We start from the raw sequence: 13,196 nt of genomic DNA on the forward strand, positions 1-13,196 counted from the left end.
TGAATCCTGGTGTGGCAGTGGCTATTCAGGGCCCGGCTTTGGACAGGTTCTGTGCTGCAGCTTCTGCTGCTTTAGCCAAAGTACCAGCTGGTGTCATGCTAAACGAAGGTATAGCGGCGGCTTATCAAAAGGGGACAGCGCATTTGGCCGCTCAATCCGGTGTTGAGCTGGTTGGCTGTGGTGAAGCTGTGGGCGATAAAGCCGGCTTCTGCACTCAGGCTCAGCTCTTTAAAGTCACAGCCGAAGCCTTTTTAGCCAATCCACATTTGCAGGAAGAAGTCTTTGGTCATGTCTCAGTGTTGGTGAGCTGTGCCGACCAGGCACAATTACTGGCCGTAGTGCGGACTTTAAAAGGTCAACTGACTGGTACTTTACAGGCCACAGCAGCAGAACTTGCCACTCAGGCCGAACTTATCAGCCTGCTACGACAAAAAGTAGGCCGTCTGGTAGTGAATAACTTCCCGACTGGTGTGGAAGTTTGTGATGCCATGATGCATGGCGGGCCTTTCCCTGCAGCCACTGATGCCCGTTTTACTTCGGTAGGCACGGCCTCGATCGCCCGTTTTGTCCGTCCTATTTGTTTCCAGAATTACCCGGCAGACTTGTTGCCACCAGAGCTGCAAAATGCCAATCCATGGTCCTTACCACGTTTAGTCAACGGGGTAAAAACCAGCGCAGCGGTTGAGTCTTAAGATGGGCTTTGTCGTCAGCACCGAAACTCTGCAGGTCGCCGCCTTAAAGCGGCCCTTGCAGCTGATTAAACTTACCAATCCAGCTGGATTAACAGTGACCTTAAGTAATTTGGGCGCAGGCTTATGGTCGGTGCTGATGCCAACGTCAGACTCCACTGAAAAAACAGAGCTTTTGCAAAATTATCAGGACCCGGGCCAATTCGCCCGCAATCCTTATTATTTTGCTGTGACCATAGGCCGGGTCGCAAACCGCATTGGTGCTGCCGCTTATATGCAGCAAGGCCAGGTGATTTCGTTATTAGCCAATGAAGGGCCGAATCAATTGCATGGTGGCCCTGATGGGTTAGGCAGTCGCTTCTGGGATTTTGATATTGACCAGCAGAAAGACAGAGTCAGTGTCACTTTTCGTATCACCAGCTTAGAGGGCGATCAAGGTTTCCCAGGGCAGTTGGATGTGCAGCTGCGTTACAGTTTGCTGGCCCACCATGAGCTAGTGCTGGAATACAGTGCTGTGTCGGATAAAGATACTCCGGTCAGTCTGACCAATCATGCCTACTGGGCTATAGGTGGTGTAGGTCAAGGCACTGTGCTGGAACAGCAATTACACCTGGATGCCGATTTTATTCTGCAACTGGATAAACAACTGGTACCCACAGGCGAGTTAGTTCCAGTAACAGGTGTTTTTGATTTTAAAGCGGGCAAAACTATAGGTCAGGATATTGGCCAGCTCGAGAATGGCTACGACCACTATTTTGTGCTGAACGAGGGCCGGGATCTGAATAGGCCAGCAGCTTTAGTACGGGATCCTGTGTCAGGCCGTTTTTTGCAGTTATTTACCGACCAGCCAGGCATTCAGTTTTACAGTGGTAATTTTCTTGATGGCAGCATAGTGGGGAATCAGGGCGTTGCCATAGAGAAATATGCGGCTTTATGTCTGGAGCCTCATGGTTATCCAAATGCTGTAAATAAACCCAATTTTCCAACGGCTTTACTTAAAGCCGGCCAGTTGTATCGGCAAAGCAGCCGTTTTGTTCTGGGGTATAGCGAGAAGGCGAAGTTTTAAACAAAATTCAATCAACACATCGCAGGTCCGCCTTTAAAAAAACACCATAAGGGCCTGTTTGACAAGGGGAGTCGACCTATGAAAATCAAATCCATAGTTGCAGGTTTGAGCCTGTGTTTTATCTGTCACAGCAGTTTCGCCACTACTATAGGTTTTGCTCAGGTAGGGTCAGAAAGCGGCTGGCGTACCAGTTTTTCCGAGTCAGTCAAAGCTGAGGCGAAAAAACGCGGCATCGACCTGAAGTTTTCTGACGCTCAGCAAAAGCAGGAAAATCAAATCAAAGCGGTGCGTAGTTTTATCGCTCAGGGGGTAGACGCCATTATCATTGCCCCTGTAGTGGAAACCGGTTGGACCCCAGTGCTGAAAGAAGCCAAACGTGCCCGCATTCCTGTGGTAATAGTAGACCGTAACGTGCAGGTACAGGATGAGTCGTTATTTGTGACCCGCATTGCCTCTGACTTTGTTGAAGAAGGCCGAAAGGCGGCCGGCTGGCTGTTGAGCCAACCCCAGGCCCAGCAGCAATGCAACATCATCGAGTTACAAGGCACAGTAGGAGCTACGGCCGCCATAGACAGAGCCAAAGGTTTTAACGAAGTGCTGGCAAAACACCCACAAGCTAAAATTGTCCGCAGTCAAACCGCAGAATTTACCCGCGCCAAAGGCAAAGAAGTGATGGAGTCGCTGTTAAAAGCAGAGCAGGGTGGCAAAGACATTTGTGCACTCTGGGCTCATAACGACGAAATGGCTTTAGGCGCTATTCAGGCCATTAAAGAAGCCGGACTGAAACCGGGCAAAGACCTGCTGGTGGTCTCGGTAGACGGTGTGCCGGATTATTTCAAAGCTATGGCGGACGGCGATGCCAATGCCACAGTAGAGCTGAATCCACATTTAGGTGGCCCGGCCTTTGATGTGATTGACGCCTACCTGAAAGGGAAAAAAGACACAGCCAAATTGATCAGCACCACAGGAGAATTATTCCTGCAGGATACGGCTGCCGCTGAGTATGAAAAAAGACGCCTGAACTAATTCATTTTGTAACACCAGCCTCAGTGGCTGGTTTTCAGGAGGTCCTGATGTCTGAGCGGAACAACACTACATCACAACCCGTGCTGCAATTGCGGCAGATTGATAAACACTTCCCCGGTGTAAAAGCATTGCAGCAAGCCCAGCTGAGTTTATATGCCGGTGAAGTGCATGCTTTATTAGGTGAAAATGGTGCCGGTAAATCCACTTTAGTCAAAGTGATGACAGGTGTGCTGCAAAAAGACGGCGGCGAGATGCTGTTGGATTCAACAGCTCAAAGTTTTGCTACGCCCAAAGACGCACAGCAAGCTGGCATCAGCACTGTGTATCAGGAAGTGAATTTACTGCCGAATTTATCTGTAGCCCATAACCTGTTTTTAGGTTCAGAACCTAAGCGTTTTGGCCTGATAGATAAAAAAGCTATGGCAGAGCAGGCTCGGCAATTATTAAGCAGTTTTGGCCTTAGTATTGATGTCACAGCGCCTTTATCTGAGTTCTCAGTCGCAGTGCAGCAACTGGTGGCTATAGCCAGAGGCATAGCGCCAAAACGCGGTGCTGCTTGCACCAAAGTGCTGGTGCTGGATGAACCCACCGCCAGTCTGGATGCCGACGAAGTCCAAAATTTATTTCAGGTGCTGCGCCAGTTGAAACAACAAGGTGTGGCCATAGTTTTTATCACCCACTTTTTGGATCAGGTCTATCAGATCAGTGACCGCATTACGGTCATGCGTAACGGCTGTTTTGTCGGTGAATACCAGACGGCCAGCTTAAATAAAGCTGAACTTATTGCCGCTATGCTGGGTAAAGAACTGAGTCAGCAGCGCCATCAGGCTCCTTGTGTCGCTGTGGAGCAGGCTGACGCTATTTTATCCGCACGGCAGCTATGCTCTGGTCAGTCGGTACAGCAGCTGGATCTGGTGCTGCCTCAAGGCCAGGCTGTAGGTTTAGCCGGGTTATTGGGGTCTGGCCGTACTGAAATTTGCCGTCTGTTGTTTGGCTTAGATAAGGCCGATAGCGGCTTGTTAAGTTTTGCAGGGCAAGAAGTGAAGCTGACGGACCCGGCACAAGCCATAGCTTTGGGTATAGCGCTTTGCCCTGAGGACAGAAAAACCGAAGGTATGATTGCGCCTTTATCCATCCGCGAAAACATCAGCCTTGCACTGCAGGCCAAACAAGGCTGGTGGCGACTGATTTCAAAAAAGAAACAGCAGCAACTGGCTGATTTTTATATTGATAAGTTACAAATAGCCACACCGGACGCCGACAAAGCTATAGGCCAATTGAGTGGCGGTAATCAGCAAAAAGTGATTCTGGCACGCTGGCTGGCCGTAGAGCCGAAGCTGCTGTTACTGGACGAGCCAACCCGCGGCATCGACATTGGCGCTCATGCTGAAATACTGCAGCTGATCCGTCAGCTTTGTCAGCAGGGGATGTCTTTATTGGTTACGTCATCCGAGTTGGAAGAACTCACCGCCTTTTCCAGCAAGATTGTGGTGATGCGTGACCGCAAAAAAGTAGCAGAACTCAGCGGTGAGGATCTGAATCCGGATCGCATTATGGCTGCTATAGCGGGAGCCAGCGTATGACGACCGAAGGAGTAATTTTGAACTCAAGCCAACCTGAACAGCAAAACGCCGGGCAATCCAATGCAGAGCAACTCAAGGCCGCCCGTCAGGCGCGGTATAGCCCGGGTCAGTCGGCGCATAAATTCAGCCTTTATCTGTATCCTTTGCTCGCTTTAGCTTTGTTATTGCTGGTGAATTTGCTGTTGGATCCGCAGTTTTTTTCACTGCAATGGCAGGACGGCCGCTTGTATGGGCCTTTAATTGATATTGTAAACCGTAGTGCGCCTGTGGCTTTGCTGGCCATAGGCATGAGTTTAGTGATAGCCACAGGTGGCATTGACTTGTCAGTTGGTGCTGTGATGGCCATTTGCGGCGCAGTGTGCGCTAACTTATTGCTGCTTGGGGATTGGTCTATTCCTGCTGTAATAGGCCTGGCTGTGCTGACGGGTTTGGCCTGCGGCCTGGTGAATGGCGTGATGGTTAGTTATCTCGGCATTCAGCCCATAGTGGCAACCCTGGTGCTGATGGTGGCTGGTCGTGGTGTGGCGCAGCTATTAAATCAAGGGCAGATCGTCACTTTCCAAAACCCTGACTTTGCCGCTTTAGGTTCAGGCGATTTTTTAGGCTTGCCTGTGCCTGTCTGGTTGGTGCTGCTGGCACTTTTGGTGATGCAGCTACTGTTACGACGCACAGCCTTAGGTTTGTTTATTGAGGCGGTTGGCTGTAACGCCAAAGCCAGTCGTTACCTGGGGATTGATGACAAAGGGATCAAGTTAAGTGTGTACCTACTTACTGGCTGCTGCGCTGCATTGGCCGGCATTGTAGCGACAGCGGATATTCAAGGCTCAGACGCTAATAACGCAGGATTATGGTTGGAACTGGATGCTATTTTAGCCGTAGTGATAGGAGGTGCCGCTTTAACGGGCGGTCGTTTTTCGCTGCCTCGTGCTGTGATCGGAGTACTGATTATTCAGGCTTTAAGCACCACTATAGTGGTCAGTGGTTTGCCAGCGAAATTTAATTTATTAATCAAAGCCTTAGTTATCTTGCTTGTGCTGATGTTGCAGTCGGAATTGTTTCGCAACCAGTTAAAAGCTTTGTTTAGCTTTGGCAAAGCGCATGGAGGTAAAGCCTGATGTCCCGCACTTATTTACCTTTGTGGATCACTTTCGCCCTGGTGTTGTTGATGTTTGCTGCTGGTGCCAGCCAGTTTGATGGTTTTGCCAGTCTGCGAGTGGTTACTAACTTAATCAGTGACAATGCCTTTTTACTGGTCACAGCTTTGGGTATGACCCTGGTGATTTTATCCGGTGGCATTGATCTGTCCGTCGGCTCAGTGATTGCCTTAAGCGGCGTGGCGGCAGCCTTACTGATAGGGCCTTATCAATGGCACCCACTACTGGCTTTTGCGCTGATATTGCCTTGTGCAGCGCTATTTGGTGCTGCTATGGGCGCTTTAATTCAGTACTACCAGCTACAGCCCTTTATTGTCACTTTGGCTGGTATGTTTTTGGCCCGGGGTATGGCAACTCTGTTGAGTGAAGAGTCTGTGGCTATTGAACATCCGTTTTATGATGCTGTGGCCGAGTTTGGCCTGGAACTGCCGGATGGAGGCTGGCTGGGCGCCACTTCTTTACTGACCATAGCGCTGGTGCTGTTGATGTTGGTACTTACTCACTACAGTCGCTTTGGCTCTTATGTCTATGCCTTAGGCGGCAATAGCCAGTCCGCTCAGTTGATGGGGGTTCCTGTCGCCCGCACGACCATTTTGCTGTACGCCTCAAGCAGTATGCTGGCAGCTATGGCCGGTATTATTTTTAGTTTTTATACCTACTCAGGTTATGCGCTTGCTGCTGTAGGTGTGGAGCTGGATGCCATAGCTGCTGTGGTGATAGGCGGCACCTTACTGACAGGGGGCAGTGGTTTTATTATGGGCACTGTGCTGGGTGTATTGCTGATGGGCCTTATTCAAACCTATATCAATTTTGACGGCAGCTTAAGCAGTTGGTGGAGCAAAATAGTGATAGGAGCTTTGCTGTTTTTCTTTATCGCTCTGCAGAAATTATTGAGTCATAAATGGCAACACAAAGCAGGGAGCAAAGCATGAGCGAACTGACTTTATTGCACAGCATCCCGCTTAAAAACAAATTAGGTGAAGGTATTGTCTGGCACAGCGCCAGCCAGTCGGTCTGGTGGACTGATATTCATGGCCGCTTTTTATATCAGCTGTTTTGGCCTTCACTGCAGTTAAATACCTATCCGCTACCTGAACGCATCAGCTGTTTTGCCTTACTCAACCCAGTTGATCCAATGCGCTCTGACTATTCTATGCTGGTGGCCTTTGAGTCGGGTTTTGCCTTGTATCAGCCCGAAAGTCAGGGCATCTTTTGGTTAGCTAAACCTGAAGCACATCTGTCCGGTAACAGAATGAACGATGGCCGGATTGACCGTCAGGGCAGGTTTTGGGCTGGCACTATGCGTGAAGTTGATCAAGGGCAAACCGGCACTTTATACCGGCTGGACCAACAAGGTTGTCAGGCGGTGATCGCCAACTTACTCATACCTAACAGTCTGTGTTGGAATAAAAGCAGTAGCCTGATGTATCACGCCGATTCTCCCACTGGAGTGATTTATCGCTATGGCTTTAATCCAGATCAAGGCACAGCTTCACAGCCACAATTCTTTGCCAAAGTACCAGCAGGCGCGGAACCTGATGGTGCTGTGATAGATGCAGAGGATCATCTGCTTTGTGCTTTATGGGGCGGCGCTGCGATAGCCCGTTATTCGCCTGCAGGGCAGCAAACTGCTTTGCATCTTTTACCTGTCAGTCAGCCCACTTGTCTGGCTTTTGGTGGCCCTGATTTAGACCTGTTGTTTGTCACTACAGCCCGCCAGGGCTTAACAGAGGCACAGCTGGCGGCTGAGCCTGATGCAGGAAGTTTATTGATTTATCAGTCACCCTATCAGGGCTTACCAGAGTCTGAACTGGCAGTGCAGGATTGGCTGGCTTTGCAAAAAAACTGGGGGTGGTGATGTTAAAGCTGTTTAGTTATGTGCTGTTAAGCCTGCTCAGTTTGGACTTGCTGGCGCAGAATACAGAGCCTTTGATTAAAAATCGTGCCGATCCCTGGGTGTACAGAGCGGCGGCAGATTCTTACTACTTCACGGCCTCAGTACCAGAATTTGATCGCATAGAGCTTAGGCACAGCTCCAGCATTAAAGGCCTGGCTCAGGCTGCACCCAAAATTATCTGGCGTAAAAAAGACCAAGGCCCAATGAGCGCCAATATATGGGCGCCTGAACTACACAGGATAGACGGAGCCTGGTATATCTACTTCGCTGCAGGTAAGGCGGAAGAACCTTTTCATATCCGCACTTATGTGCTGAAAAACAGTGCTGCTGATCCATTACAAGGCCAGTGGCAGGAACTGGGACCGCTGAATACCGGCTGGGATAGTTTTAACCTGGATGCCACTCATTTTGAGCACCAAGGCCAACATTATCTGGTTTGGGCGCAGCAGGATAAAAAGCGAAGCTACAACAGCGCCTTATGGATAGCCAAAATGCGTAGCGCCACAGAGCTGGAATTACCTGCCACTTTGCTGACAGAACCTGTTTTGGACTGGGAGGTCTTGGGTTATAAGGTCAATGAAGGGCCAGCTGTGCTGATTAAAAACGGCAACGTCTGGCTGGCTTATTCAGCCAGTGCCACCGACCATCGTTACGCTATGGGCTTACTCAGCGCTTCAGCAGATGCAGATTTACTAAACACCGAAAGTTGGAGCAAAGCGCCTAAACCGGTATTTTTCAGCAACGACAGCCTCAAACGTTTTGGCCCCGGCCATAACAGCTTTGTGTTGGCTGAAGATGGCGTCAGCCATTTAATGTTCTATCACGCCCGGGATTACAAAGAAATCCAGGGCAATCCGTTGCAGGACGGCAATAGGCATACGCGAGTCCGGCCTTTGTACTGGACAGAGCAGGGTCAGTTAGACTTTGCTCAGGATAAACCCGACTAAATCAGCGTTCCTTTAAGTACTACTGTTTACGACTTGTAACAATTTTGTTGCAAGGTGTTTTTGTTTTTGTATTAATCTTCTTGATCTTTCATAATTTTTAGCTCGAAAAAAGGCAGGATTAGTATGAAGTTAAAACAGACGGCGCTCGCGCTGCTGCTTGGGCTGGTGTTTAGTTCAGCGCAGGCGACAGAAGCCAAGGATATTCAAAGTTTTACACTTAAAAACGGTATGAAAATTCTGGTGTTGGAAGATGCATCTATTCCCAACGCCAACAGCTATTTATTCTGGAAAGTAGGTTCTCGCAACGAACATCCAGGCATCACCGGCATTTCGCATTTCTTTGAGCATATGATGTTTAACGGCGCGAAAAAGTACGGTCCTAAGATGTTTGACCGCACTATGGAAGCCGCAGGCGGCGCTAATAATGCCTACACTACGGAAGATTTAACTGTGTATACCAATTGGTTTCCGGCTAATGCGCTGGAAACCATCTTTGATTTAGAAGCCGACCGCATAGCTCATCTGGATATCAATGCCAAAATGGTGGAGAGCGAACGGGGTGTGGTTGCCTCTGAGCGTACAACAGGTCTTGAGAATTCCAACTTCCGTACTATTCAAGAAGAGTTAAAAGGTGTGGCGTTTCAGGCGCATCCCTATAGCTGGTCTGTAATTGGCCATGAATCGGATATCAAAGCCTGGACGTTGGACGACTTAAAGCGCTATCACAAAACCTATTACGCGCCAAATAATGCCGTGATGGTGGTAGCCGGTGATGTGAAACTCTCTGAAGTGAAAAAACTGGCGCAGCAGTATATGGAACCCATTCCATCGCAGCCCAAACCTGAAGAAGTGCGTACTGTTGAACCACAACAAAAAGGCGAGCGCCGGGTTTATGTACAAAAAGCCTCAGTAACCAGCCCAAATATTCTGTTAGGTTTTCATATTCCGGCCAGTTCCAGCCCGGATTATTATGCGCTGGATTTATTGAACTCCATTTTAGGTGAAGGCAACAGCTCACGTCTGTACCAGGGTTTAGTGGATAAAGAGCTGGCACTGGATGTGTTTAGCTATTTGCCTATGTCCTTTGACCCGAACCTGTTTTATCTGATGGCTGTTGCTAACCCAGGCGTAAAAGCAACCGATCTGGAAACGGCACTGATCACTGTGATTAATAAAGTCGCCAAAGAAGGCGTGACGCAGGCAGAGCTGGAAAAAGCTAAAAACCAGAAACTGATGCAGTTCTACCGCGAAATGGAAACCATCAATGGCAAGGCCGACATTATCGGCACTTATGAGCTGTATTTTGGCAGTTACCAGAAGTTGTTTGATGCGCCGAAAAATTATCAAAACGTCACCCCAGCTGATATTCAGCGCGTGGCACAAAGTTACCTGAAAAAATCCAACCGCACTGTTGCTGTGCTGGACTCTGCTGAGGATAAAGATCTATGAGCCACTTCACTAAAACTCCAAAAGCTTTGGCGCTGGCGCTATTAAGCTCTTTTGTGTTTGCTTTGCCTGTGATGGCAGAGCAAAGCAAAAGTCAAAGCAGCTTTCAGTTACCAGCCTATGAACAATTTACGCTGAATAATGGTTTAACTGTGTTTTTATTGCCCCAGCATGAGGTGCCTTTAGTCACAGTGCAGGCCACAGTAAGGGCAGGGGCTGTGAATGATGAGATCGCTGGTTTGTCTCAGTTGACCAGTCAGGCGTTGTTATTAGGCGCTGGCGGTAAAAGCAAAGCAGAGATTGAGCAGTTGGTCGACTTTTTAGGCGCCAGTTTAACTAGCGAAGGTTCGATGGAAGGCTCCAGCCTAAGTGCTGATTTTATGGCCAAAGACACAGAGCAAATGCTGACTGTGCTGCACAGCGTGCTGACTCAGCCCAGTTTTGACCAGACGGAGTTTGATAAGTTAAAAGCCCGTCAAATTGCTGCTGTAGCTCAAGCCAAAGAAAGCCCACGTATGGTGATGGAGCAGTACTTTAATAAGTTGGTGTTTGGGAAACACCCTTACGGCAACGCTATTTCAGGCACTGCAGAATCGTTAAAAGGCATCAGTCAGCAGCAAGTGCAGAACTTCCATCAGAGCTATTACCAGCCTGCCAATACCGCCATCAGCGTAGTGGGAGACTTTAAGCCGGCCGCAATGAAGGCCCAGTTAGAAAAACTTTTTGCCGTTTGGAAAAATGGTCAGACTGTAAAACAACCTGATTTAACAGCTGCTTTGCCAAAAGCTGACAAAGCCAAAGTGCTACTGGTGAATAAAGCTGATGCGATAGAAACGACCTTTAGCATAGGTGGTGTGGGCGTGAAACAGGACAATCCGGATTATGTCGGTATCTCAGTGATCAATACTGTACTGGGTGGCCGTTTTACCTCCTGGCTGAATGACGAGCTAAGGGTAAACTCGGGTTTAACTTATGGCGCGCGTTCAGGTTTTGATCGTTATTCAGCCAGCGGCACTTTTAGCATTAGCAGCTTCACCAAAACAGACAGCACCAAAGCCGCAGTGGATTTAGCGCTAAAAACTTATCAGCGTTTATGGGACAAAGGTATAGATCTGGCCACTCTGGATTCGGCCAAAGCCTATGTCAAAGGTCAGTTTCCGCCGCGCTTTGAAACCAATACAGCTTTAGCTGGCTTATTGGGCGATATGTACCTGTATGGTTTTAATCAGGACTTTATCAATAGTTTCCAAAGCAAAGTCGACCAACTGACAGTGGCTGAAAGCAAACGTCTGATCAACAGCTACTTTCCGAAAGACAAACTGCAGTTTGTGCTGATTGGCAAAGCCGAAGCTATTAAGGACATTGCCAAAACTTATGGTGACGTCAAACAGGTTGATATCCAGGCAGCCGGATTCGGTGACTAACACTGTACTGAACTAAAAAACCCGACTCAGGTCGGGTTTTTTAGTTTACTACCAATATTTGTATTACAATAATATTGAATTATTATTAGTCCTGTCTGTATCAGACGAGCCAGCAACATAGCTGGCCTATAGATCCAACACGACAGGGGATTTTATGACAACTTTTACGATAGCTTCAAAAAGAGCGCCACTTTGGCTGGCGCTGAATTTAGTGATAGTTTCAGCTTGTGGTGGTTCAGCAGGTTCTGATACCGCCACTCCACCCATTGCAGTAACTCCGCCGCCTGTAGTGACGCCTCCACCCGTCACTAATGCACCTGTTTTTACCAATGTGGCAGTGCATGACCCTTCAGTGATTAAGGTTGGTGCAGACTTTTATATTTTCGGTTCGCACTTAGCAGCAGCTAAATCTACGGATTTACAAAATTGGACCTTAGTGGCTGATGGCGTGAATACCAACAATAAACTAATGCCGAATGCGGCCACTGAAATCAAAGAAACCTTCGACTGGGCGCAAACGTCGACACTTTGGGCTGCCGATGTGATTGCAATTGGCGGCAAGTTTTATATGTATTACAACGCCTGCAAAGGAGATTCACCGCGCTCGGCTTTGGGCATAGCAGTAGCGGATTCAGTCGAAGGTCCTTACAAAAATCAACAATTGCTGTTGAAGTCGGGTATGTGGGGCGAACCCAGCGCAGACGGTTCAATTTACGATGCCACCATTCATCCGAACGTCGTAGACCCGGATGTATTTTTCGATAAAAACGGCCGCTTATGGATGCTGTATGGCTCCTACTCGGGCGGCTTATTTATTCTGGAGCTGGACAAAAACACTGGCATTCCTTTACCTGATCAAGGTTATGGCAAACACCTGATGGGGGGGAATCACAGCAGAATAGAGGGCGGATACGTGCTGTACAGCCCGGACAGCGACTATTATTACCTCTTTGTATCTTTTGGTGGGTTGGATGCCAATGGCGGTTACAACATACGTGTAGCGCGTTCCAGTAATCCTGAAGGCCCTTATTTTGATGCGCTGGGTAATTCAATGGCTGACGTAAAATCCAGCCCGGCTTTGCCGTTGTTTGATGACGCCAGCATAGCCCCTTATGCGGAAAAATTAATGGGCAACTTTTTGTTTGAACGCCAGAACAACGAAGCCGGTACTGGCATAGGTACAGGTTATGTCTCGCCTGGGCACAACTCAGCCTATTTTGATGAAAGCACTGGAGACTATTTTTTACTCTTTCACACCCGTTTTCCACAGCAGGGCGAACAGCATCAGGTGCGTGTACATCAGATGTTTATCAATAAAAACGGTTGGCCTGTGGTAGCGCCACACCGTTATGCCGCCAGTACAGACAAAATAGTGACAGCAGCGCAGTTAGCGGGCAGCTATAAGCTGATTGAACATGGCAAAGACATTTCTGCTGTTGTGAAAAAACCAATCAATATCAATCTGTTGGCCAATGGAAGTATCAGTGGCGAGAGAATCGGTAGCTGGGTGTATGGAGTCAATCAGCAGATCAGTATTAATCTGGATGGCAGTGGCAGTTATGAAGGTGTGGTATCAAGGCAGTGGCATGAAACGCCAGCCAAATGGACTGTAACTTTTAGCGCCTTATCGGCTGAAGGAAAATCTGTTTGGGGTTCGCAGAACTAAGCAACAATAGAACTGAACTAGCAGAAAAGAAAAAACCCAGCCGAGGCTGGGTTCCAATTTATGGCAGGGGTACAGGGATTCGAACCCCAGAATGGCGGGATCAAAACCCGCTGCCTTACCGCTTGGCTATACCCCTGCAGAACTGTCGTGACTAAAATTGCGTAATGTGATGATTACACTGCCACTTCAATTTAATGGCAGGGGTACAGGGATTCGAACCCCAGAATGGCGGGATCAAAACCCGCTGCCTTACCGCTTGGCTATACCCCTGCAGAAACTGCAGAATTCTTACTTGCTT

General features: G+C 48.5%; 10 protein-coding genes, 2 tRNA genes and 1 pseudogene. 11 read left to right on the forward strand and 2 right to left on the reverse strand.

Going from position 1 to position 13,196, the window contains the following annotated elements; all coding sequences use genetic code 11:
* The 11 genes and pseudogenes from LDL40_RS14635 to LDL40_RS14685 all read left to right on the forward strand — a co-directional run.
* A pseudogene (locus tag LDL40_RS14635) lies at nucleotides 1-692 on the forward strand (aldehyde dehydrogenase (NADP(+))); the annotation flags it as partial.
* Nucleotide 693: 1 nt separating this feature from the next.
* A complete protein-coding gene (locus tag LDL40_RS14640; RefSeq protein ID WP_300996163.1) occupies nucleotides 694-1,755 on the forward strand; it encodes an aldose epimerase family protein in 1,062 nt (353 codons plus the stop codon).
* Between the two features lie 78 nt (nucleotides 1,756-1,833).
* Nucleotides 1,834-2,781 carry an ABC transporter substrate-binding protein gene (locus LDL40_RS14645; RefSeq protein ID WP_300996164.1) on the forward strand — a complete coding sequence of 316 codons (948 nt, stop codon included), beginning with the start codon at nucleotides 1,834-1,836 and terminating at the stop codon, nucleotides 2,779-2,781.
* A gap of 47 nt (nucleotides 2,782-2,828) precedes the next feature.
* Nucleotides 2,829-4,364, forward strand: coding sequence for a sugar ABC transporter ATP-binding protein (locus LDL40_RS14650; RefSeq protein ID WP_300996165.1), 1,536 nt, complete (start codon nucleotides 2,829-2,831; stop codon nucleotides 4,362-4,364).
* Nucleotides 4,361-5,479, forward strand: coding sequence for an ABC transporter permease (locus LDL40_RS14655; RefSeq protein ID WP_300996166.1), 1,119 nt, complete (start codon nucleotides 4,361-4,363; stop codon nucleotides 5,477-5,479). Before LDL40_RS14650 ends, LDL40_RS14655 begins: the two co-directional genes overlap by 4 nt.
* Nucleotides 5,479-6,450 (forward strand): galactofuranose ABC transporter, permease protein YjfF, encoded by a 972-nt coding sequence (gene yjfF, locus LDL40_RS14660; protein ID WP_300996167.1) that lies wholly within the window; start codon nucleotides 5,479-5,481, stop codon nucleotides 6,448-6,450. The genes LDL40_RS14655 and yjfF overlap by 1 nt, the downstream gene beginning before the upstream one ends.
* Complete coding sequence (locus LDL40_RS14665) at nucleotides 6,447-7,376, forward strand: SMP-30/gluconolactonase/LRE family protein (RefSeq protein WP_300996168.1); 930 nt, start codon at nucleotides 6,447-6,449, stop codon at nucleotides 7,374-7,376. The genes yjfF and LDL40_RS14665 overlap by 4 nt, the downstream gene beginning before the upstream one ends.
* Nucleotides 7,376-8,362: a family 43 glycosylhydrolase gene (locus LDL40_RS14670; RefSeq protein ID WP_300996169.1), complete on the forward strand. Its 987-nt coding sequence runs from the start codon at nucleotides 7,376-7,378 to the stop codon at nucleotides 8,360-8,362. Before LDL40_RS14665 ends, LDL40_RS14670 begins: the two co-directional genes overlap by 1 nt.
* Before the next feature lie 123 nt (nucleotides 8,363-8,485).
* Entirely contained in the window at nucleotides 8,486-9,811 is a 1,326-nt protein-coding gene (locus tag LDL40_RS14675; RefSeq protein WP_300996170.1) for a pitrilysin family protein, read from the forward strand.
* Nucleotides 9,808-11,232 (forward strand): pitrilysin family protein, encoded by a 1,425-nt coding sequence (locus tag LDL40_RS14680; RefSeq protein WP_300996171.1) that lies wholly within the window; start codon nucleotides 9,808-9,810, stop codon nucleotides 11,230-11,232. The genes LDL40_RS14675 and LDL40_RS14680 overlap by 4 nt, the downstream gene beginning before the upstream one ends.
* Before the next feature lie 154 nt (nucleotides 11,233-11,386).
* Nucleotides 11,387-12,898, forward strand: coding sequence for a glycoside hydrolase family 43 protein (locus tag LDL40_RS14685; RefSeq protein WP_300996172.1), 1,512 nt, complete (start codon nucleotides 11,387-11,389; stop codon nucleotides 12,896-12,898).
* 61 nt (nucleotides 12,899-12,959) lie between these two features.
* Here the strand turns inward: LDL40_RS14685 and LDL40_RS14690 are convergent.
* Both LDL40_RS14690 and LDL40_RS14695 read right to left on the reverse strand, forming a co-directional pair.
* A tRNA-Gln gene (locus tag LDL40_RS14690) sits at nucleotides 12,960-13,034 on the reverse strand.
* Nucleotides 13,035-13,093: 59 nt separating this feature from the next.
* Nucleotides 13,094-13,168 (reverse strand) — tRNA-Gln (locus LDL40_RS14695).
* Nucleotides 13,169-13,196: the final 28 nt, after the last annotated feature.

The sequence above is a fragment of the Rheinheimera sp. genome (assembly GCF_020217005.1).
GTDB lineage: Bacteria > Pseudomonadota > Gammaproteobacteria > Enterobacterales > Alteromonadaceae > Pararheinheimera.

What these genes read in the sequence shown, in the direction of transcription:
- LDL40_RS14640 (WP_300996163.1), top strand. Translation starts at nt 694, where the DNA reads ATGGGCTTTGTCGTCAGCACCGAAACTCTGCAGGTCGCCGCCTTAAAG.
- LDL40_RS14645 (WP_300996164.1), top strand. Translation starts at nt 1,834, where the DNA reads ATGAAAATCAAATCCATAGTTGCAGGTTTGAGCCTGTGTTTTATCTGT.
- LDL40_RS14650 (WP_300996165.1), top strand. Translation starts at nt 2,829, where the DNA reads ATGTCTGAGCGGAACAACACTACATCACAACCCGTGCTGCAATTGCGG.
- LDL40_RS14655 (WP_300996166.1), top strand. Translation starts at nt 4,361, where the DNA reads ATGACGACCGAAGGAGTAATTTTGAACTCAAGCCAACCTGAACAGCAA.
- yjfF (WP_300996167.1), top strand. Translation starts at nt 5,479, where the DNA reads ATGTCCCGCACTTATTTACCTTTGTGGATCACTTTCGCCCTGGTGTTG.
- LDL40_RS14665 (WP_300996168.1), top strand. Translation starts at nt 6,447, where the DNA reads ATGAGCGAACTGACTTTATTGCACAGCATCCCGCTTAAAAACAAATTA.
- LDL40_RS14670 (WP_300996169.1), top strand. Translation starts at nt 7,376, where the DNA reads ATGTTAAAGCTGTTTAGTTATGTGCTGTTAAGCCTGCTCAGTTTGGAC.
- LDL40_RS14675 (WP_300996170.1), top strand. Translation starts at nt 8,486, where the DNA reads ATGAAGTTAAAACAGACGGCGCTCGCGCTGCTGCTTGGGCTGGTGTTT.
- LDL40_RS14680 (WP_300996171.1), top strand. Translation starts at nt 9,808, where the DNA reads ATGAGCCACTTCACTAAAACTCCAAAAGCTTTGGCGCTGGCGCTATTA.
- LDL40_RS14685 (WP_300996172.1), top strand. Translation starts at nt 11,387, where the DNA reads ATGACAACTTTTACGATAGCTTCAAAAAGAGCGCCACTTTGGCTGGCG.